Below are 20,627 nucleotides of genomic sequence, written 5' to 3'. Positions count from 1 at the left end.
GGTAGCCTGCGTGGGCCATGACCTCGAACGACGCCCCTGCCCCCGGCTCCGCCGGTCGTCGGCGTGTGCTGGGGCGGGGCCCGGGGGGCTCGCCGCCGGTGGCGGCCCCGGCGGTCGCCGACGAAGTACCGGAGTCCCCGGTGCCGTCGGTGGAGGCGGAATCCGAGCGGGAACCGTCTGCCGAGGCGGTGGAGTCGGCGGCGTCGGCCGAAGCCGATGACGGGGTCTTCAAGGTCCGGCTGGCCAACTTCGAGGGGCCCTTCGATCTCCTCCTCCAGCTGATCTCGAAGCACAAGCTCGACGTCACCGAGGTCGCCCTCTCCAAGGTGACCGACGAGTTCATCACACACATCAGGGCGATGGGCCCCGACTGGGATCTCGACCAGACGACCGAGTTCCTGGTCGTCGCGGCCACTCTGCTGGACCTGAAGGCCGCGCGGCTGCTGCCCGCCGCCGAGGTCGAGGACGAGGCCGACCTGGCCCTGCTGGAGGCGCGCGACCTGCTGTTCGCGCGGCTGCTCCAGTACCGCGCGTACAAAAAGGTCGCCGACATCTTCAGCCGCCGCCTCGACGACGAGGCCCGCCGCTATCCCCGTACCGTCGGACTGGAACCGCACCACGCCGAACTGCTGCCCGAGGTCGTCATCAGCATCGGGGCCGAGGGGTTCGCGAAGCTCGCCGTGAAGGCGATGCAGCCCAGGCCGAGGCCGCAGGTGTACGTCGACCACATCCACGCACCCCTGGTGAGCGTGCAGGAGCAGGCCCAGATCGTCGTCGCGCGGCTGCGGGAGCTGGGTGAGGCCACCTTCCAGGACCTCGTCGAGGACACCGACGACACACTGACCGTCGTGGCGCGCTTCCTGGCCCTTCTGGAGCTGTACCGGGAGAAGGTCGTCGTCCTGGACCAGGAGACCGCGCTCGGGGAGCTGGTGGTGCGCTGGACGGGCGGGGAGGGCGATCGGGAGCCGACGGTCACCGACGAGTTCGACCGGCCGCCGGAGCCGGCGAAGGAGGAGAAGAAGGCGTGAGCGAGGAGACCACAGAGGTGCCGGCCGGGCCGCGGACCGTCGCCGATCTCGATCTCAGGCCCGCCCTGGAGGCCGTCCTCATGGTCGTGGACGAACCCGCGACCGAGGAGCACCTCGCGAAGATCCTGCAGCGGCCTCCGCGGCAGATCGCGGACGCCCTGCGCGCGCTGGCCGACGAGTACACCGTTCAGGGGCGCGGTTTCGAGCTGCGGCTCATCGCCGGCGGCTGGCGTTTCTACTCCCGGCCCGAGTACGCGGCGGCCGTCGAGGGCTTCGTGCTGGACGGGCAGCAGGCCCGGCTCACCCAGGCGGCGCTGGAGACGCTCGCGGTCGTCGCGTACCGGCAGCCGGTCAGCCGTAGCCGGGTCTCGGCCGTCCGCGGAGTCAACTGTGACGGGGTCATGCGGACCCTGTTGCAGCGCGGTCTGGTCCAGGAGGCGGGCACGGAACCCGAAACAGGTGCGATCCTGTACACGACGACGAACTACTTCCTGGAGCGGATGGGCCTGCGAGGCCTGGACGAACTCCCGGAGCTCGCACCCTTCCTTCCGGAGGCGGACGCGATCGAGGCCGAGACGCAGGAAGGTGTTCCGTCGTTCGATCCGGATGCTCCCGATGCTCCGGGTGCAGACGACGCAGACGACCAGACGGAATTTTGATGCGAAGCAGTAGCGGCAGCGGTAGCGGTGGCGGCAAGAGCGGTGGCGGGCGCGGTAACTCTCGCGGCGCCGGCAGCGGCGGGGGCGACAGGCGCGGCCAGGGCCAGGGCCAAGGTCAAGGTCAAGGGCGCGGTCAGAGCCAGGGGCGAGGCCAGGGTCCGAGTCAGGGGCGCGGTCAGGGTCCGAGTCAGGGGCGAGGTCAGGCTCAGGGGCGCGGTCAGGGACAGGGCCCAGGCCAGAAGCAGGGCCCGGGTCAGGGTCAGGAGCAGGGGCGGCCCAGTAAGCCGCGCCCCGAGGAGCGCCGCTACGACGTGGGACCGGGTGCCACTCCGGACGGCCCGAAGTCCGGGCGCGGTGCCTCCGCGCGTGGCGGTGCCAAGGGAGGGCCCAGGCAGGGCCACAACAGCACCGGACGCGGGCGCTGGGTTCCGGCGACCTCTCGCGAGTACGACGCGCGGGCCGAGGAGCGCAACCGGGAGCGGTACGCCGACAAGAAGGACGTCCAGCTGCCCAAGACGTTCCCGGGCGCCGAGCAGGAGGGCGAGCGGCTCCAGAAGGTCCTGGCACGCGCGGGCTACGGTTCCCGGCGGACCTGCGAGGAGCTGATCGAGCACGCGCGCGTGGAGGTCAACGGCGAGATCGTGGTGGAGCAGGGGCTGCGCGTCGACCCCGAGCACGACGAGATCAAGGTCGACGGGCTGACGGTGGCCACGCAGTCGTACCAGTTCTTCTCGCTGAACAAGCCCGCGGGCGTCGTCTCCACGATGGAGGACAACGAGGGCCGGCAGTGCCTCGGCGACTACGTGACGAACCGCGAGACGCGGCTCTTCCACGTCGGACGTCTCGACACCGAGACCGAGGGCGTCATCCTGCTCACCAACCACGGTGAGCTGGCGCACCGGCTGACCCACCCCAAGTACGGCGTGAAGAAGGTCTACCTCGCGCACATCGTGGGCCCGATCCCGCGGGACCTCGGCAAGCAGCTCAAGGACGGCATCCAGCTGGAGGACGGATACGCCCGCGCGGACCACTTCCGCGTCGTCGAGCAGACCGGCAAGAACTATCTCGTGGAGGTCACCCTTCACGAGGGCCGCAAGCACATCGTGCGCCGCATGCTCGCGGAGGCCGGCTTCCCGGTCGACAAGCTGGTGCGCGTCTCCTTCGGTCCGATCACCCTCGGCGACCAGAAGTCGGGCTGGCTGCGTCGGCTGTCCAACACCGAGGTCGGCATGCTGATGCAGGAAGTCGATCTGTAGGCGAGTGGATGTGCTCGCACCGAACGGCCGGTCCCGGAGCTGCTCCGGGACCGGCCGTTTTCGTACGCCGGAAAGGCCGTCGACGCGCGACTGCGGGCACAGGAGAGCCTTGGACGCCTCCGTGGCCCTTCCAGGCCCTCCCGGGCGTCTGAGGGGTCACTGAGGGCCGCTCAGGGGCTTTTTGGGCGTATGGGAGTCGTCAAGAAGGGTTGTGGGGTCCGCTCGCGCTCTTTATAGTCGGTATGACTATTGGTCATGGTGACCATAAAGAGTCACCGCAGGGGGGTGGGTGGGCATGACCGCACCTGTGAACGGAGCGGCTCGGGGCCAGGCCCCGGAGGGGTACGACAAGTACGCCTTCGAACCCTTCGCCGTCACCGTCGATCTGGCGGTACTCACCCTGCGCGCGGGCGCGCTGCACGTGCTGCTCGTCGAGCGCGGTCACGAACCGTACGCGGGCCGCTGGGCGCTGCCCGGCGGGTTCGTCCTGCCCGACGAGTCCGCGGAGACGGCGGCCCGGCGTGAACTCGCCGAGGAGACCGGCCTGTCGGACGTGTCCGGGCTGCACCTGGAGCAGCTGCGCACCTACAGCGAGCCCGACCGCGACCCGAGAATGCGGGTCGTGTCGGTGGCCTTCGCCGCGCTGCTGCCGCACGCGCCCGAACCGCACGGCGGCGGCGACGCGGCACAGGCCCAATGGCTGCGGTACAACGCGCTCGAGCCGCTCGCCTTCGACCACGACCGCATCCTGGCCGACGCCCACGACCGGGTCGGCGCCAAGCTGGAGTACTCCTGCATCGCGACCGCCTTCTGCCCGCCCGAGTTCACCCTCGGCGAGCTGCGGCAGGTCTACGAGACCGTGTGGGGCACCGCGCTCGACCCACCCAACTTCCGCCGCAAGGTGCTCGCCACCCCGGGCTTCGTCGAGCCCGTGCCGGGCGCCGCGCGCCTCACCGGCGGCCGGGGCAAACCCGCCGCGCTGTACCGCGCGGGCACGGCGGCCACCCTGCACCCGCCGCTGCTGCGCCCGACCACGTCGGCGTCGCCGGCCCCGCCGCCGTTCTCACCGTCCCCCTCCTCGCCGTCCCCTTCGTCACCGTCTCCCACGTCACCGGAAGGACGCCCCGCATGACCACCACGACCGTCAGGAAGCGCGCCGCTAGCGGGGCGTTGATCGGGCTCGCGCTCGGTGACGCCCTGGGCTTCCCGACCGAGTTCAACGACATCCCGTCCATCCTCGCCAAGTGCGGGCCGTGGCGGCGCATGGAGCTGCCCACGCCCGCGTTCGTCACTGACGACACCCAGATGACGCTGGCGCTCGCCCACGGGCTGCGCGCGGCGATGGACCGGGGGCTGCTCGCCCCGGCGGGGATGGAACGGCCGGTGCGCGAGGAGTTCGTGAAGTGGTACCGGTCACCGGACAACAACCGGGCGCCGGGCCACACCTGCCTGGTCGCCTGCGACCTGCTGGAGAACGAGCGGCTGCCCTGGCAGGAGGCCAGCCAGATCGGCTCGAAGGGCTGTGGCGCCAACATGCGCGTCGCGCCCCTCGGCCTGATCGCGACCCTCAGCGACGAACAGCGCGCGGGCGCCGCCCAGTTGCAGGCCGCGCTCACCCACGGCCACCCGACGGCGCTGGCCGCGTCCGACCTCACCGCACACGCCGTACGGCTGCTCGCCCAGGGCGCCGAACCGGCCGGGCTGGTGACCCTGCTGCGTACCTACGCGCACGAGAGCCGGAGCCACTACTACCACCGCTGGCTGGGCGACCTGTGGACGCACAGCCACGATCCGAGCCCCGAGCACTTCATCGCCCGCGGCTGGGACGAGTGCCTGGCGATCCTGGACAAGCTCCAGCTCGCCGTCCGTACGGCCTCGCCCGAGGACGACCCCTGCCTCGCCACCGGCGCCGGCTGGACAGCCGAAGAGGCCCTCGCCACCGGCCTGCTGTGCTTCCTGCTCTTCCCGGGCGAGCCCCTCACAGCCCTGCGCCGGGCGGCCTGCACCTCCGGCGACTCGGACTCGATCGCCTGCCTGACCGGAGCCTTCGCCGGCGCCCACCACGGCACCGACGCCTGGCCGACTCCCTGGGCGGACCGCATCGAGTACGGGGGTGACCTGCAGACACTGGGCGCGCTCTGGGACGCTTGACGGATGCGCGACGCCCTGGATCTCACAGACCTCGACCTGACGTCCGTGGTCGCCGAGCAGCCCGACCCGGTGCTTTTCGCCACCGTGTCGGGCGCCCACCTCTACGGCTTCCCGTCCCGCGACTCGGATGTGGACCTCCGGGGCGTCCATCTCCTGCCGACCGCCGACCTGGTCGGTCTCCGCGAGCCGGAGGAGACCCGCTCGCGGATGTGGGAGCGGGACGGCGTCGAACTGGACCTGGTCACCCACGATCTGCGCAAGTTCGTACGGCTGCTGCTGCGCCGCAACGGTTATGTGCTGGAGCAGCTGCTGTCCCCGCTGGTCGTGCACACGTCCGACACGCACCGGGAACTCGCCGCGCTCGCCCCCGGTGTCCTCACCGGCCACCACGCGCACCACTACAGAGGCTTCGCGGTGACGCAGTGGCGGCTCTTCGAGAAGACCGGCGAACTCAAGCCACTGCTCTACACGTTCCGCGTGCTGCTCACCGGCGTCCATCTGATGCGCAGTGGCGAGGTGCGGGCCCATCTGCCCACGCTCGTCGGGGAGATCGGCGAGGCCCCCGTGTATCTGCCCGAACTCGTCGCGGCCAAGGCCGAGCAGGAACACGGGGCGGCCGATGTAGGCCACGCGCGCGTGGCGGCCGATGTGGAGCGGCTGCACCGCCTACTGGACGACGCGCAGGCCGCCTCAGGGCTGCCGGATGCCCCTACCGCGTACGACGCCCTGGACGACCTCGTCGTACGGGCCCGGGTGGTGGGCTGAGGTTCGGCGGGTGCGGATCAGGAAGTCCTCGACGCGGGGGCGGTCCGGTTCCTCGGGGAGCGGGCTGGTGCGCGAGGCCAGTTCGGCTTCCTCCGCCAGGCGGTTCATTCGGGACTCGATCTCCGGCCAGCCCACCTCGCCCCGTTTCACCGCCAGCAGCGGGCCGCGCTCGTCGCCGACGTCGATCGTCAGTGTGCCCGTGCGCAGCAGGTCGCGGCAGCTCATCAGGAGGCGCAGCAGGTGCATCGCGTGTTTCCAGCGCGGGACGCCGTGGACGCGGACGTGGGCCTCCAGCTTCTTGCGCTGACCGAGCGCGTAGCGCGCGAACGTCTCGTGCGCCTGGCGGGAGAGGAACGCCTCGCGCAGGGCGAGGAGTTCACGGCCGGTGTCGTCGGCGTACTCCACGAGAGGCGAGTGGAGGCACTCCAGGATGTTCGGGTTGGCCCGCAGAGCCAGAGTGCAGAAGCGTTCCAGCTCCCAGCTGAACTGCTCCTCCGCCGGGCCCTCCACATGCGTGGGCGGCTTCTCGAAGCGCCAGAACAGGGGAGTGGGAGCGAGGAAGACCCCGCGCCTGTCCGTGTCGCTGCCGTCCGTGGCCAGGCCGAAGGCGCGCGAGCCCATCACACAGGCGTAGATCGTGTGGTCGCGCACCAGGGTCTCGGGGATCTCGGAGCTCTGGGTGCCGGAACGCGGGCTCATTCCGGGAGCGTACGGGGGAAGGTCACGCCAGGTGGATCGAATTTCCCGTCACCGTGATCTTCTTCTCCGCCAGGGGCCGCGTCGCAGGCGGGTTGGCCACCGAACCGTCCGTGATGTTGAACTTGCTGCCGTGGCAGGTGCAGTTGATGGTGCCGCCCTTGACGCTGGCCACGGGGCACTGCTGATGCGTGCAGATGGAGGTGAAGGCCTTGAACTCGCCCTCCTTCGGCTGCGTCACCACGACCTGCTCGTCCTCGAAGATCTTGCCGCCGCCGACCGGGATGTCGGCCGTCGTGGCCAGCTCCTGACCGGGGGAGCCGGCGGAGACCTTCGACGACCCGGATGTGTCGCCGTACTCGCTGCATCCCACTGTGAGCGCCGCCGCGCCCGTCGCGAGGAGGATCGTGCGCCGCGTCGGGCGTTGCGTCATGTCGTCACTCCGATGTTGCGGAAGAACCAGAGGGCGGACGTGAGCCAGATGATCGTCAGGACGGTGAAGACCAGTCCGCCGACGACCGGCAGCAGCCAGCCGGGCAGGCGATCCCAGCGAAGCAGCAGCATCTTGGCACTGAACACGCCGAAGAAGAAGCATCCCAGGAGGGAGTGCCACATCACGCGTGAATCGTATGTTTGATATCCGAACGCGTACAGACAGTGCACCGCCACCGGAACCGCCACCAGGAACGCGATCCGCCCCGACCAGCGGTGCAGCCTCGCCGACCAGCTCGGGCCCGGCAGCTTCCCGTACACCATGAGCGCCGACACGACCTGGACGAGCGCGAAGCCGAACGCCGTAGTCGCGAGCCAGGACTTCACCGCGCCCGCGCTGCTGAATCCGGCCAGGTCGAAGGCGGTGCCCCGCGGGTCGTGGACCTTGCCGTACACCCCCAGGCCCACGGCCACGGCGGCGGCGACGAGCGCCGGGACGAGATAGCGGGCCGCGCGCGGGCCGCTGGGGGCAGGGGGGCGCGGAGGGAAGCTCTGGGTGGCGGCGTTCGGGTCCACGGTCATGTTCGGCTCCCTGCGAGGAGTGGGAGGAGCGGGGTGTCAGGGTGTCAGGGTGTGACCGGGCGCGCCGTGAGCCGCCGGCCGTCGATCGTGACCGCGCCGGTCTCCGGGTCGATCCGGGGCGCGGGGGAGGGCTTGCCGTCGCGCCTGAGGATGCCGACCTGCTCCCCGGTCGACAGCACGATCCAGCCGCCGTCGATCTTGGCGTCGCGCACGGTCGCGGTCGCCCGGTACAGCCCCGACGGCTTGACCGCCTTGTCCGCGGTGAAGGCGTAGTGCCCGCCCTCGATGTCGACCGTGCCGCGGATGCGGCTGCCCTTGAGGGTGCCGTTCAGTACCGAGCCGCCCTCGCCGGTGAGCTTCATGGAACCGTCGGCCTCGACATCGCCCTTCAGCCACGACTCCTTGTCACGTCCGTCGCAGAAATACGCGATCGCCCTGCCGTCGCGCAGCGAGACCGACACCGCGGAGGAGTCGTCGTCCGTACGGCCCGCGTAGTCCGCGTTCGGTGCTGGGGTCCTGGAGGGCGACTGGGACGGAGACGGGGACGGGGCCACGGGTGGGGAAGACGATGGAGACGCCTTCGTGTTCGGAGCTGCCGGCGACCGTGACACCTTGTAGCCGGGTGAGTCCGTCCGGGGCGTGGACGCCGGCTTCGTCCCTGTAGTCGCGTTGAGCGACAGCATGAACAGGGCCAACAACAGTCCCGCGAGCAGTGTGAAAAGCGGTCCGGTGCGCTTCATCGGGCCTCCCCCGAGGCGAGCTTCCTGCCATGAGAGCGGAGCCGGGCCCCCGCGTCCAGAGCGCACGGGCGTGTTCGCGCTCCAAGTCGCGGAATGGGGCGAATCGGGTGACATTGGCAGAGCCCGGTGTGAGGCGGGGGCGCGTCTCAGCGGGCGGGCGCCGCGGGTCCACTCCACGTGGGCTGGCTAGGCTGGATGCGCCAAGAGCCGATACGTAGATACGAATACGTACATCAGCTCCACCCATGTACATCAGCAAGGAGCATCACCGTGGCGGTACGAGCGGTCCGGGGCGCCGTCCAACTGGACCGGGACGAGGCCGGGCACATGGACGAGCGGGTCAGTGAGCTGCTCGTCGCGGTCCTGGAGCGCAACAGCCTCACCGCGGACGACCTGATCAGCGTCTGGTTCACGGCCACCCCCGACCTGCACAGCGACTTCCCGGCCGCCGCGGCCCGCAAGCTCGGCATCGTCGACGTACCGCTGATCTGCGCCCAGGAGCTGGACATCGAGGGCGCGATGCCCCGAGTGGTGCGGATCCTCGCGCACATCGAGTCGGACCTGCCCCGCGCGGACATCGCACACGTCTACCTCGGTGCCGCGGGGGCCCTGCGCAAGGACATCGCCCAGTGAGGACCGCACTCGTCATCGGCACGGGCCTCATCGGTACGTCAGCCGCGCTCGCCCTCGCCTCGCGCGGCGTCGTCGTCCACCTCGCCGACCACGACCCCGAGCAGGCCCGTACGGCGTCCGCGCTGGGCGCCGGGACGGACGAGGCACCGCAGGGTCCGGTCGACCTCGCGATCATCGCCGCGCCGCCCGCGCACGTGGCCGGCACCCTCGCCGACGCGATGCGCCGGGGTGTCGCGCGCGGCTACCTCGACGTGGCCAGCGTCAAGGGCGGCCCGCGCCGCGAGCTGGAGGCGCTGGGTCTGGATCTCGCGTCCTACATCGGCTCGCATCCCATGTCGGGGCGCGAGAAGTCCGGCCCGCTGGCCGCGACCGGCGACCTCTTCGAGGGCCGTCCCTGGGTGCTGACGCCGACCCGCGACACGGACACGGAGGTGCTGAACCTCGCCCTCGAACTGGTCTCGCACTGCCGTGCGGTCCCCGTCGTCATGGACGCGGACGCCCACGACCGCGCCGTGGCCCTCGTCTCCCACATGCCCCACCTGGTCTCCAGCATGGTCGCCGCGCGGCTGGAGAACGCGGAGGAGGCGGCCGTACGGCTGTGCGGGCAGGGCATCCGGGACGTGACCCGGATCGCCGCGTCCGATCCCGGCATGTGGATCGACATCCTCTCCGCCAACCCCGGCCCGGTCGCCGATCTCCTCACGGACGTCGCCGCGGACCTGGAGGAGACGGTTCAGGCGCTGCGGTCCCTCCAGTCCTCCGACGAGGCGAAGCGGCGCGAGGGTGTGTCCGGGGTCGAGGACATGCTGCGGCGCGGTAACGCGGGGCAGGTGCGAGTGCCCGGCAAGCACGGGTCCGCTCCGCTGGTGTACGAGGTCGTGGCCGTGCTCATCGACGACCAGCCGGGGCAGCTGGCCCGGATCTTCGCCGATGCGGGGCGGGCGGGGGTCAACATCGAGGACGTGCGGATCGAGCATGCGACGGGGCAGCAGGCGGGGCTTGTGCAGTTGATGGTCGAACCCGAGGCGGCGCCTGTGCTTTCGGCTTCGCTGCGGGAGAGAGGGTGGGCGATTCGGCAGTAGTGAGCGGTGTTGGTGCCGGCCTCGCTGGGGGCTGCGCCCCCAGACCCCCGCTGTCGGCCCTGAAGGGGCCTCGTCCTCAATCGCCGGACGGGCTGGGATTGCCGGGGCCGGTGTCGAGAGGTACCGGACGGGCTGAAAATGCCGGGGCCGGTGTCGGGCGGCAGGGGGCGGGCTGTAGGCGTGCGGCCGGATGAGTGACCCGCACCCAGTAACCTTGTCCGGGGCACCCAGCGCCCCCGCCCCACCACCCCGGACCAGGAAAGGTGCCTCCACAGTGGATCGCGCCGCAGTGATTGTCGCCATAGACGGGCCCTCCGGCACCGGCAAGTCGAGCACGTCGAAGGCTGTCGCCGCGCAGCTCGGGCTGAGCTACCTGGACACCGGGGCCCAGTACCGGGCCATCACCTGGTGGATGGTGACCAACGGGATCGACCTCACCGACCCCTCCGCGATCGCCGCCGTGGTGGGCAAGGCAGAGATCGTCTCCGGTACGGACCCGGCGAACCCGACGATCACCGTGGACGGCACCGACGTCGGTGGCCCGATCCGCACCCAGGAGGTCACCTCCAAGGTCAGCGCGGTGAGCGCCGTACCGGAGGTGCGTGCCCTGATCACCGAGCTGCAGCGGTCCATCGCCGCAGGGGCCGAGAAGGGGATCGTCGTCGAGGGGCGGGACATCGGGACGACCGTCCTGCCCGGCGCCGACCTGAAGATCTTCCTCACGGCTTCCCCCGAGGCGCGGGCCGCCCGCCGCAGCGGTGAGCTGAAGGGCGCCGACGTCGACGCCACCCGTGAGGCGCTGCTGAAGCGGGACGCGGCCGACTCCAGCCGTAAGACCTCGCCGCTCGCCAAGGCGGACGACGCGGTGGAGGTCGACACCTCCGAGCTGACTCTGCAGCAGGTCATCGAATGCGTCGTCACCCTTGTCGAGGAGAAGCGGGACGCGAAGTGAGCGGACCGTCGAAGTCGCCGCAGGCGTCGAAGACGGCCGAGGTTCCCACCCAGCGGGGTGCCGAGGTCGGCCGGCGTATAGGTGTCGGCCTGATGTACGGGCTGTGGAAGCCGCGCGTCCTGGGCGCCTGGAAGGTCCCCGCGACCGGTCCGGTGATCCTCGCCGTCAACCACTCGCACAACATCGACGGCCCGATGGTCATCGGCGTGGCGCCCCGAGCGTCACACTTCCTGGTCAAGAAGGAGGCGTTCATCGGGCCGCTCGGGCCCGCCATGCACGCCCTCGGACAGGTCAAGGTGGACCGCTCGACCGCCGACCGCACGGCGATCGCCCAGGCCCTGGCGGTGCTGACGAACGGCGGAGTCCTCGGGATCTTTCCCGAGGGCAGCCGTGGCGAGGGCGACTTCGCCTCGCTGCGCGCCGGGCTGGCCTACTTCGCCGTGCGCAGCGGTGCGCAGGTCGTTCCGGTGGCCGTCCTGGGAAGTACCGACCGGCGCGGACGGTTGATAAAGGGGCTGCCTCCGCTGCGCAGCCGCGTCGACGTGGTTTTCGGAGACCCGTTCGAGGCGGGCGACGGCACCGGGCGGCGTACGCGGGCGGCGCTGGACGAGGCGACCGTACGCATTCAGAAGCAGCTCACCGCGCACCTGGAGAACGCCAGACGGCTCACCGGCCGTCAGGAAAACGCCGGGCGCCCCGCTGAGCACTGAGCGACACTTGAGTACTTGAGCGGTTTCAGTAGTGGATCACCCGATAACGGGGGGTTCCACCGATCACCACGATGAACGAGGTACGGACTTCATGAACGACCACATTCCCTCCGACGGCTCGGGAGAGCACGAGCACGGAGAGCTTGGCGATGCCGAGTACGCGGAGTTCATGGAGCTCGCCGCGGTGGAGGGCTTCGACGTCGAGGATGTCGAGGGCGCGCTCGGCGAGGCGGGACACGGGCCGCTGCCCGTCCTCGCCGTCGTGGGGCGGCCGAACGTCGGCAAGTCGACACTCGTCAACCGCATCATCGGGCGCCGTGAGGCCGTCGTCGAGGACAAGCCCGGCGTCACCCGGGACCGTGTCACCTACGAGGCCGAATGGGCCGGGCGGCGCTTCAAGCTCGTCGACACCGGCGGCTGGGAGCAGGACGTCCTCGGCATCGACGCCTCCGTGGCCGCGCAGGCCGAGTACGCGATCGAGGCGTCCGACGCTGTCGTCTTCGTCGTCGACGCCAAGGTCGGCGCGACCGACACCGACGAGGCTGTCGTCCGGCTGCTGCGCAAGGCCGGCAAGCCGGTCGTCCTGTGCGCCAACAAGGTCGACGGGCTGAGCGGCGAGGCCGACGCCTCGTATCTCTGGGCCCTCGGTCTCGGCGAGCCGCACCCCGTCTCCGCGCTGCACGGCCGTGGCACCGGCGACATGCTGGACGCCGTCCTGGAGGCGCTGCCCGAGGCGCCCGCGCAGACCTTCGGCGCCGGGGTCGGCGGCCCGCGCCGCATCGCCCTCATCGGCCGCCCGAACGTCGGCAAGTCCTCGCTGCTGAACAAGGTGGCGGGCCAGGAGCGCGTCGTCGTCAACGAGATCGCGGGCACCACCCGTGACCCGGTCGACGAGCTGATCGAACTCGGCGGCGTCACCTGGAAGTTCATCGACACGGCGGGCATCCGTAAGCGCGTCCACCTCCAGCAGGGCGCCGACTACTACGCCTCGCTGCGTACTGCCGCCGCAGTGGAGAAGGCAGAGGTCGCCGTCATCCTGATCGACGGCTCCGAGAACATCTCCATCCAGGACCAGCGGATCGTCACCATGGCCGTCGACGCGGGCCGTGCGATCGTCCTCGCGTACAACAAGTGGGACACGCTCGACGAGGAGCGCCGCTACTACCTGGAGCGGGAGATCGAGACCGAGCTCGCCCAGGTGGCGTGGGCGCCCCGCGTCAACGTCTCGGCGCGTACCGGCCGCCACATGGAGAAGCTGGTCCCCGCGATCGAGGCCGCCCTCGCGGGCTGGGAGACCCGGGTTCCGACCGGCCGGCTGAACGCCTTCCTCGGCGAGCTGGTCGCCGCCCACCCGCACCCGATCCGGGGCGGCAAGCAGCCGCGCATCCTGTTCGGCACGCAGGCGGGCGTCAAGCCGCCGCGGTTCGTGCTCTTCGCCTCCGGCTTCATCGAGGCGGGCTACCGGCGCTTCATCGAGCGCCGTCTGCGCGAGGAGTTCAGCTTCGAGGGCACGCCGATCCACATCTCGGTGCGGGTGCGCGAGAAGCGCGGCAGGAAGAAGTAGCGGTCGCGGGTAGCTGTCGTACGTAGTGGTCGTACGTCGTGGTTGTACGTAGTGGTTGTACGTCTCGTACGTGACTGAGGGCGGCTCCGGATGGGAGCCGCCCTCAGTCACGTGCAGGGGGTGGTCACGCGCCCCGGCGCGAGCCCGGTGGCAGCGCCGCCGGGATGTGGGTCATCCCGGTGTAGTGCTGCTGGCGTGCGCCCGTCGGCCACACGGCGGTCGGAGTCGGGGCCGCCGGCTGCTCCTGCTGCGCGTCGAGTTGGCCGACCCGCTGCCACACGGACTGCTGCCCGCCGCCCTGGCCGCCCGTACCGCCGTTGCGAGCGCTGAACGCCCCCGCGCTGTAGGCGCTGTACGAGCCGGAGTTCACGTTCGAGCCGTACGTACGGCCGTACGGGGTGTGGCTGTTCGGATTGGCTCCGAAGGCCGCGAAGTCCAGCTCCTCCTCGCCGCTGCGGTCGCCCGGCAGCGAACGGAAGGACTTGCCGTACTCGGCGTACAGCGCGTCGAAGATCGGCGTGGCCGAGGTGACGCTCGGGTAGTCCTGGGTCGCTCGCGCGGACGGGAGCGACTGATAGGACTGGCGGCGGGGGACGTCGTAGGTGTGCACGTACGTGCAAACGACCCCGCCGCCCAACAGATGCGGTCAGTGCCCCGACTTCGCAGGGCCGCGGAGCGCCCTGCAGGGGCGCGGGGAACTGCGCGACCAGCCCCACTCAACCGTCAGCCGCCAATCTACTGACGCACCCCCGGTCTAAAACGCTCACGTACCCGCCAGAGGCAACGCGCTGGCGACCAGCTTCCCGATGCCCGCCGCCTTGTCCAGCGCGTCGCGCAGCAGGTCCTCGCGGGGCTGGCGGCCGATCGAGCCGACCGGCGCCGCGAACACCAGCACCTGCTGGTGCTTGTTGGCGGCGGCGCGCCAGCTCTCCGTGACCTGGAGCGGCTGGTGCGCCTGCCACCAGGCCACCGCCGAGCCGCCGTTCGGGCCCGGCTGGAGTACGGCGTGCAGCTGGCCGGCCGCGAGCAGCACCGACCAGCCGTGCAGCACGGGCGGTACCTCCGTCAGCTCGGTCAGTGGCATGAACCCCTGCTCGATGAGGAGCGGAAGGAAGTCGTCGCCGGCGCCGGTCGCGCCGGGCCGGACGATCGGGGCGGTCGGTTCGACGACCAGGGCTGGGTGCAACTCGCCCTCGATCAGAACAAGTCCGCTGGTGACGCCCAGTACGGCCTGCTCGGGTGCGGCCATCGGGGCCTCCTCGTCGGCGTTGATGGAGCGGACCGCGCCCTGGAGCTGCTCCTCGGTGACCTGGACGACCTGCGAAGGCAGGCAGCCGGCGTGGGCGAAGGCGAGGACGGCGGTCTCGTCCCCGATGAAGAGGACGGTGCTGGTGCGCTCCTGGGCGGAGTCGCCCGGCGTGCGGCAGGACGTGCAGTCGTAACTGCCCGGGGCGTTGTCGCCGGTGAGCAACCGGTCGGCTTCTTCGTCGCCGATCTCGGCGCGGACCTCGTCGCTGACATCGAGCATGCGCGGCACGGGTGGCTCCCTCGGGATGCGGTGCGTGGCGAGGCCGGGTCGCCCCCGGCCGGTGAGCCCGGACAGTCCGGGCTCATGAAGATGACAACGGGCGACCTGTGGTGGGGGTCACGCTGCACGGCGAACGGAATCGAACCATCCTGCGCGCGCGGTCACAGTAAGTGCGGAATTGGTCACTCCATGTCAAGTAACGGACGGGTTACGGAAGTTGGCTCGGTGAACTGACTCACAGTTTGTTCGAGTGAGTGGTCGACAAATCATGAAATGAGGCCATGAAGTGGGTGGCCGGAACTCGCCGATACCGGCGGTAACGGTGAACTGGCCTGGGACAACAGGGAGTTGGTTGATATCCCCTCGTCGTGGTCCATAGATTCCTCCGCCGAGTGCACCTAGCACCGCTCGGGTACGTCAGTCGGCAGCGCAGAACCAGACATCGCGCAGCACCACCGCCGACGGACGGGGCGCAGCGTGCCGGCCGCGTTCACACGCGGCCGACGCGCCCCGCTCAGGGGGAGCCCGGGTCTGTGGAGAGGGATCTACATGTCCGAATGTGCCGATAGTTACAGCCGCAAGACGCGCAAGACGGCGGTCCTCGCCGGGGCGGCCCTGCTCGCCCCCCTCGGACTGCTGGCCGCGACAGGCAACGCCGCGGCGGCTGACAGCGGGGTGTGGGACCGCATCGCCCAGTGCGAGAGCGGCGGCAACTGGCACATCAACACCGGCAACGGGTACTACGGAGGACTCCAGTTCTCCGCCGGCACCTGGCGCGCCTACGGTGGCACGGCCTACGCGGCCACCGCCGACGGGGCCAGCAGGTCCCAGCAGATCTCCGTCGCCACCAAGGTCCAGGGCGCCCAGGGCTGGGGCGCCTGGCCGACCTGTTCGGCGCGCGCCGGAGCCGCCGGGAGCGCTCCTGCGGCATCTGGGTCCGACTCGGGCTCCGATTCGGGCTCCTCGGCAACCAGCAGGTCGACGAAGAAGTCGACCACCCCGTCCACCGGCCAGTCGGCCAGGAAGGCGACCGGTTCCGGCGAGTCGGCCGCGTCCGAGGCTCCCTCGAAGGCACCCGAGCGTTCACCGGCCCACACCGGCCGCAGCTCGTCCCGCGGCGACTACACCGTCCGCGTGGGCGACACCCTGAGCGGCATCGCCGCCCGGTACACGACCACTTGGCAGCACATCTACGCCGCCAACAAGGCCGTCATCGGCGGCAGTCCCGACCTGATCGTGCCCGGCCAGAGGCTCGACCTCTGAGCTGGTCCCCCTGCTTCGGGCACGGTGCCCCACCCGGTCTCCGGACCGGGTGGGGCACCGGCGTCCCGCGCGGTCGGCCCACCGGCCAGGACCGTTGAGGACAGTGGCTGTCCGCGACCGCTGGCAGACTCGCCCCCATGTTGGAGACCTCGGCACGGCTGCTGCGCCTGCTCTCGCTGCTTCAGGCACACCGGGAATGGTCCGGCCCCGACCTGGCCGACCGTCTCGGTGTGACCCCGCGTACCGTCCGCCGGGACGTGGACCGGCTGCGCGACCTGGGCTATCCCGTGGACGCCAGTCCCGGCACCGGCGGCGGCTACCGGCTCGGCGCCGGGGCCGAGTTGCCGCCGCTGCTGCTGGACGACGACGTGGGGGTCCCCCCGCCCGAGTGGGTTCGAGGGTGGGGGAGGTCGCCGTGGCCGTCGGGCTGCGGACCGCCGCCGGGCAGGGCATCGAGGGCATCGGCGAGACCTCCGTACGGGCGCTGGCCAAGCTCGAACAGGTGTTGCCCGACCGGCTGCGGCGGCGGGTCGGGGCCCTGAACGCCTTCACCGTGCCGATGCTGCGCGGGCCGCAGCCCTCCGCCGTCGATCCGGCCGTCCTCACCGAACTCGCCCATCTCTGCCGGGACACGGAGCGGCTGCGCTTCGAGTACCGGGGCCACGAAGGGACCGCGCCGATGGCCCGCCGTACCGTCGAACCGTATCGACTGGTGTGCACCGAGCGGCGCTGGTACCTGGTCGCCTGGGACGTCGACCGCGCCGACTGGCGTACGTTCCGCGTGGACCGCATCACGCCGAAGCCGCCGCACGGGCCGCGCTTCGCTCCCCGTACGCCTCCTGCCGACGATCTCGCCGCGTACGTCTCCAAAGGCGTGTCCACGCGCGCGTACGCCACGCACGCCGTCGTCCGGCTGCTGGCGCCCCTCGCCGAGGCCGCCGCGCGGATCTCGCCCTCCGCCGGGACGTTGGAGCCGGACGGCGAAGAGGCCTGTCTGTTGCGCACCGGGGCCGCGAGCCTCGACGTGATGGTCATCCACGTCATGCTGATGGGCTTCGAGTTCGAGGTGCTGGAGCCCGCGGAACTCGTCGACGCGATCAGGACCTCCCGGGACCGGTTGTCCCGAGCGATGGAGCGATCACCGCGTATCGAGAGCTAGGGAAGCAGCTCAGGGGTGGTCTCGTGACGATGTAGGGCAGTGGCGTGCGGAGGTTATGTGGGGAAGTCGTGGGTGTTTTATGCGTTCTGTCGCCAGGGGCGGGGACCGAGACGCGTGGCGTCGACACGTATGGCTTGTATAAGAAACGAGTAAGACGCCGTGGTGGAGGTGGCCGGGGCAATTCGCCCCCTCCGCAGTGCCTTCGCGGCGATCTCCAACGGGGTTTATGAGGGGATCGCGGAGAGGTGGCGAATTACGTTCGAATGGCCGCCGGAAGTTTGGGTGACCGGCCTTGTGCGTGTTGTGCGCGTGCTGATTATCGCTTGAAACGAGTGTCGTGATCTTGTGACAGAAGTGTGACCGGGGTCGTACCCGAGTGATGCGCGGTGCCGGGTCCGGGCTTCCCCGGCCGCCGGTGGGCGCCTACCGTGACGGGCATGGCACCGAATCCCAGGCCCGAAGAACCCCAGGACACCCCGGACACCTACGTCGGCCTCGAAGCGGCGGGAGCGGAGCGGCTCGCCCGGGAGCGCGGCTGGTCTGCGGTGAGGTCTCTCCCGCCCGGGGCGATCATCACCATGGAGTACCGGTCCGGGCGGCTCAATTTCGAGGTCACCGGCGGTCGGGTGACGCGCTGCTGGAAGGGCTGAAGCCCGGCCCCGCCGCGCCCCCCTGGCCCTGGGTGGCTCAGCTGTTGCCGGGCAGGGGGCGGGTCGACGGGTTGCCGGTGACGCGCGGGGCGCGGTCCGCGTGCGGCGGGCGGCGGCTGCCGGCAGGTGTGACCGGCGTGCGCTCCGAACGGCTCGCGTGCGGGTGCGGGGCCGGATGCGCGGGGTGCGCGGGTGCCCGTGACAGGTGGGCCGCCGGGACGCTGTTCTCGCGAGCCGTGGCCTCCTGCCCGGCGGTCGCGTGCGGCGTGAGCATCGCCGGCGTGCCGACCCGGGCCGGGACGGGCGCGGGGCTGGTGCCCCGGGCGCGCCTGCGGTCGCGCTGCTCCAGTATCCAGGTCTCGGCGCGAGTGATCATCGGCTCGCACCACGGCAGCGCCAGCAGGACCAGCAGACCCGCGACCCAGCCCAGGACGACATCGCTCAGCCAGTGCGTACCCAGATAGACCGTGGTGAGGCCGACGCCGAGCGACATCAGCGCCGAACTGGCGGACAACCAGCGCCTCGCCCGCGGGGTCGAGGCCAGATAGGCCAGGATGCCCCAGGTCACGACGGCGTTCGCGGTGTGACCGCTGGGGAATATGTCCCCGCCCATACCCATCTCGTTCGAGCCGATGGTGGTCGCGTAGTGCGGTCCGAGGCGGCCCATGCCGATCTTGGCGGCACCGACCGTGATGTTGAGCAGCAGCAGCGCCGCGCCGAACGTGAGCAGCGGACGCAGGGTGTGCTGACGCCAGGCTCGCCAGCCCAGCCAGGCCGAGATCATCACCGCGGTGGGGCCGCGCTGACCGAGCACCACGTAGTAGTCGAGGAACGCGTGGATCTCCGGCCACTGCTGGTAGGGCCGGAAGAACATGACCTGCCAGTCGAGCCGGACCAACCACGAGGTGATCACGACGGCCCACACGGTGGCGAGATAGAAGACCAGGGTCGCGACAAGAAGCGCGATCCTGTGCCTGCTCATCTTCGGCACATCGATGTGGGTCGGCCGACCCGGTTCACGGTCCAGCCTCGCGAACACCCGGTCCAGACGGGCGAGGTTTCCTTCGGTACGCACCCAATCGACGTTACAGCGAGTGAGTGCGGATCTCCGGCCGATCCGCCGGTTTGTAATGACGATGTGATGTGGGATTGCTCTCAAGGTGATGTTTAATTCACCGGAATCCCTATTCGGTGGCCCGTGTTCCCTTCCTTTTCATCGGTCAAGCGGGTGTGGCCAGACGGGCGTGCCGTTTATGGCTCTTTCGAATTGGTTCACCAGTTGGTTGTCCGGAATTCGCCGGACGGTCGCTCAGGGCGGACCCGAGCCGTTCAGCCAGAACGCCCCGTAGACCGCCGAGGCCACCGCGACCACGCCCGTCACCAGCACCGACCTGGACGTACGCAGCCGGGCCAAGGCCACGGCGAGCGGCAGCAGGAGGGGGAAGGCGGGCACCAACAGGCGTGGTTTCGAGCCGAAGTAGCTCGACGCGCACAGGGCGAGCGCGGTGACGACACCGGCGTACACGAGCAACGCCAGTGGCTGGCGCTGCCGTACACAGGTGACGAACAGCCAGATCAGCAGGCCCACACCGAGGATCAGCCCGACCCCGGCCGGCGCCGACGGGAAGGACGTGAACTTGTCGGCGACGAAGCGGGCGAACGCGGCGCCGCCGTCGAAACCGTTGCGCCAGCCGGCCTGGACGTCCAGGTAACCCAGTGGACCCTTGCCGGTGTGATGACCTACCCACAGCACGTAACCGGCGGCGCCGAGCGGCGCGAGCAGCATGCCGAGGGCGCGGCGCCAGGCGGGTGCGCTGTGCGGAGCGGGCGCGCTTCGCTCTCGTACGAAGGAAGTAATGGACGAGGTACTGGACGAGGGGTTGGGCGAGGGGTTGGTCGAGGTACTGGAGGAGTTGCTGGACCACGTACTGAACGAGGCGATGGCGGTCGCCCATATCGCCGCCACCACCGCGAGTCCCACCGGGCGGGTCAGGCCCGCCAGCAGGGCCAGGGTGCCCGCCGTCAGCCAGCGGCCGGTGAGGACCGCGTACAGGGACCAGGCGGCCAGGGCCGTGAACAGTGACTCGCTGTACGCCATCGACTGGACGATCCCGACCGGCAGCACCGCCCACAGCAGCACGGCGTACACCCCGGCCCGACGCCCGTACACATGGTCGGCGACCGCGAACACGCCCCACGCGGCGGCCAGGGAGGCCAGGGCGCTCACCGTGAAGCCCCCGTCGGCGTACGACATCGGGGTCACCGACGCCAGGAGCCGCTCCAGCCAGGGCAGCAGCGGGAAGAAGGCGAGGTTCGAGTGCACGTCACCGTTCGGCAGGCGCACCTCGTAGCCGTAGCCGACTTCGGCGACCCGCGTGTACCAGAGCGAATCCCAGCGGGCGGTGAGCAGTTTGTACGTGCTCTTGTCCCGTGCCGCGCTCCACAGGGCCAGCGTGACCAGGCCCAGCACACGGACGGCCACGTACCCGAGGAGGGCGGGCGCGGCTCGGCGGAGCGTGGGCGGCGCGGGGAGCGGGCGGGTTCCAAGATCGGTCACCGGTCGATTATCGACGGGGGGTGACAGAACGAGGGCGGGCGGGGGAGCGGGCGGGCCGCCGGACGCGTGGTGTACGCCACACGGGCGCCGTGGAGGGGTGAGAGGTCCGCCACTTTTCGCCGGTGCGAACTCGCGTACGCTGTCGGACCACTCGCCTTTCGCCGCGCGGACCGAGGACCACCGCTCCTCCTCGGCCGAGACCCCCGGGGAGTCCCCACCC

The 20,627-nt window shown here is 70.6% G+C and carries 21 protein-coding genes and 1 pseudogene; 14 read left to right on the top strand and 8 right to left on the bottom strand.

Annotation, left to right across the window (positions count from 1 at the left end; all coding sequences use genetic code 11):
- The first annotated feature begins 17 nt into the window (after positions 1–17).
- The 6 genes from QA861_RS33315 (at position 18) to QA861_RS33290 (ending at position 5,859) form a co-directional block, all read left to right on the top strand.
- Entirely contained in the window at positions 18–1,028 is a 1,011-nt protein-coding gene (locus QA861_RS33315) for a segregation and condensation protein A (RefSeq protein WP_334592363.1), read from the top strand.
- A complete protein-coding gene (gene scpB / locus QA861_RS33310) occupies positions 1,025–1,687 on the top strand; it encodes an SMC-Scp complex subunit ScpB (RefSeq protein WP_334592361.1) in 663 nt (220 codons plus the stop codon). Before QA861_RS33315 ends, scpB begins: the two co-directional genes overlap by 4 nt.
- A complete protein-coding gene (locus tag QA861_RS33305; protein ID WP_334592360.1) occupies positions 1,687–2,943 on the top strand; it encodes a pseudouridine synthase in 1,257 nt (418 codons plus the stop codon). The genes scpB and QA861_RS33305 overlap by 1 nt, the downstream gene beginning before the upstream one ends.
- Positions 2,944–3,238: 295 nt before the next feature.
- A complete protein-coding gene (locus QA861_RS33300; protein WP_334592359.1) occupies positions 3,239–4,075 on the top strand; it encodes an NUDIX hydrolase in 837 nt (278 codons plus the stop codon).
- Positions 4,072–5,094, top strand: a complete 1,023-nt coding sequence (locus QA861_RS33295; protein ID WP_334592358.1) for an ADP-ribosylglycohydrolase family protein — start codon at positions 4,072–4,074, stop codon at positions 5,092–5,094. Before QA861_RS33300 ends, QA861_RS33295 begins: the two co-directional genes overlap by 4 nt.
- Before the next feature lie 3 nt (positions 5,095–5,097).
- Positions 5,098–5,859, top strand: a complete 762-nt coding sequence (locus QA861_RS33290) for a nucleotidyltransferase domain-containing protein (RefSeq protein ID WP_334592357.1) — start codon at positions 5,098–5,100, stop codon at positions 5,857–5,859.
- Here the strand turns inward: QA861_RS33290 and QA861_RS33285 are convergent.
- The 4 genes from QA861_RS33285 to QA861_RS33270 are packed head-to-tail and all read right to left on the bottom strand — an operon-like array spanning position 5,785 to position 8,309.
- Positions 5,785–6,558, bottom strand: coding sequence for a nucleotidyltransferase domain-containing protein (locus tag QA861_RS33285; RefSeq protein WP_334592356.1), 774 nt, complete (start codon positions 6,556–6,558; stop codon positions 5,785–5,787). The two genes, QA861_RS33290 and QA861_RS33285, sit on opposite strands and share 75 nt — an antisense overlap.
- Positions 6,559–6,580: 22 nt before the next feature.
- Positions 6,581–6,988, bottom strand: coding sequence for a Rieske (2Fe-2S) protein (locus QA861_RS33280; RefSeq protein WP_334592355.1), 408 nt, complete (start codon positions 6,986–6,988; stop codon positions 6,581–6,583).
- Positions 6,985–7,569 carry a DUF6529 family protein gene (locus tag QA861_RS33275; protein ID WP_334592354.1) on the bottom strand — a complete coding sequence of 195 codons (585 nt, stop codon included), beginning with the start codon at positions 7,567–7,569 and terminating at the stop codon, positions 6,985–6,987. The genes QA861_RS33280 and QA861_RS33275 overlap by 4 nt, the downstream gene beginning before the upstream one ends.
- A 44-nt stretch (positions 7,570–7,613) precedes the next feature.
- Positions 7,614–8,309: a hypothetical protein gene (locus tag QA861_RS33270; protein WP_334592353.1), complete on the bottom strand. Its 696-nt coding sequence runs from the start codon at positions 8,307–8,309 to the stop codon at positions 7,614–7,616.
- A gap of 270 nt (positions 8,310–8,579) precedes the next feature.
- On the opposite strand from QA861_RS33270, the gene aroH reads away from it, so the two are divergent.
- The 5 genes from aroH to der all read left to right on the top strand — a co-directional run bounded on the left by aroH (position 8,580) and on the right by der (position 13,250).
- The gene (gene aroH / locus QA861_RS33265) at positions 8,580–8,942 is read left to right on the top strand and encodes a chorismate mutase (protein WP_006378196.1); all 363 of its coding nucleotides are present in this window, start codon (positions 8,580–8,582) and stop codon (positions 8,940–8,942) included.
- Positions 8,939–10,024, top strand: a complete 1,086-nt coding sequence (locus QA861_RS33260; RefSeq protein ID WP_334592352.1) for a prephenate dehydrogenase — start codon at positions 8,939–8,941, stop codon at positions 10,022–10,024. The genes aroH and QA861_RS33260 overlap by 4 nt, the downstream gene beginning before the upstream one ends.
- A gap of 274 nt (positions 10,025–10,298) precedes the next feature.
- Positions 10,299–10,976 carry a (d)CMP kinase gene (cmk, locus tag QA861_RS33255; protein WP_334592351.1) on the top strand — a complete coding sequence of 226 codons (678 nt, stop codon included), beginning with the start codon at positions 10,299–10,301 and terminating at the stop codon, positions 10,974–10,976.
- Positions 10,934–11,686 carry a lysophospholipid acyltransferase family protein gene (locus tag QA861_RS33250; protein ID WP_334592349.1) on the top strand — a complete coding sequence of 251 codons (753 nt, stop codon included), beginning with the start codon at positions 10,934–10,936 and terminating at the stop codon, positions 11,684–11,686. Before cmk ends, QA861_RS33250 begins: the two co-directional genes overlap by 43 nt.
- 91 nt (positions 11,687–11,777) lie before the next feature.
- On the top strand, positions 11,778–13,250 hold the full coding sequence (gene der / locus QA861_RS33245) for a ribosome biogenesis GTPase Der (protein ID WP_334592348.1): 1,473 nt from the start codon (positions 11,778–11,780) through the stop codon (positions 13,248–13,250).
- A 124-nt stretch (positions 13,251–13,374) separates the two neighbouring features.
- Here der and QA861_RS33240 read toward each other — a convergent pair whose 3' ends face one another.
- Complete coding sequence (locus QA861_RS33240; protein ID WP_334592347.1) at positions 13,375–13,860, bottom strand: hypothetical protein; 486 nt, start codon at positions 13,858–13,860, stop codon at positions 13,375–13,377.
- 153 nt (positions 13,861–14,013) lie between these two features.
- Positions 14,014–14,787: a DUF8842 C-terminal domain-containing protein gene (locus QA861_RS33235; protein WP_006381943.1), complete on the bottom strand. Its 774-nt coding sequence runs from the start codon at positions 14,785–14,787 to the stop codon at positions 14,014–14,016.
- Positions 14,788–15,327: 540 nt separating this feature from the next.
- On the opposite strand from QA861_RS33235, the gene QA861_RS33230 reads away from it, so the two are divergent.
- The 3 genes and pseudogenes from QA861_RS33230 to QA861_RS33220 all read left to right on the top strand — a co-directional run bounded on the left by QA861_RS33230 (position 15,328) and on the right by QA861_RS33220 (position 17,850).
- Positions 15,328–16,041, top strand: a complete 714-nt coding sequence (locus QA861_RS33230; RefSeq protein ID WP_334592346.1) for a transglycosylase family protein — start codon at positions 15,328–15,330, stop codon at positions 16,039–16,041.
- 137 nt (positions 16,042–16,178) lie between these two features.
- A pseudogene (locus QA861_RS33225) lies at positions 16,179–17,182 on the top strand (helix-turn-helix transcriptional regulator); the annotation flags it as partial.
- Between the two features lie 455 nt (positions 17,183–17,637).
- Complete coding sequence (locus QA861_RS33220; RefSeq protein ID WP_334592345.1) at positions 17,638–17,850, top strand: I78 family peptidase inhibitor; 213 nt, start codon at positions 17,638–17,640, stop codon at positions 17,848–17,850.
- Positions 17,851–17,887: 37 nt separating this feature from the next.
- Here QA861_RS33220 and QA861_RS33215 read toward each other — a convergent pair whose 3' ends face one another.
- On the bottom strand, positions 17,888–18,925 hold the full coding sequence (locus QA861_RS33215; RefSeq protein ID WP_334592344.1) for a phosphatase PAP2 family protein: 1,038 nt from the start codon (positions 18,923–18,925) through the stop codon (positions 17,888–17,890).
- 234 nt (positions 18,926–19,159) lie between these two features.
- On the bottom strand, positions 19,160–20,407 hold the full coding sequence (locus tag QA861_RS33210; RefSeq protein ID WP_334592343.1) for a mannosyltransferase family protein: 1,248 nt from the start codon (positions 20,405–20,407) through the stop codon (positions 19,160–19,162).
- Between the last annotated feature and the right edge of the window lie 220 nt (positions 20,408–20,627).

The sequence above is a fragment of the Streptomyces sp. B21-083 genome (assembly GCF_036898825.1).
Lineage (GTDB): Bacteria > Actinomycetota > Actinomycetes > Streptomycetales > Streptomycetaceae > Streptomyces.
Note: the sequence above shows the minus strand (reverse complement) of the source record. Positions and strands in the feature narration are given on the sequence as shown.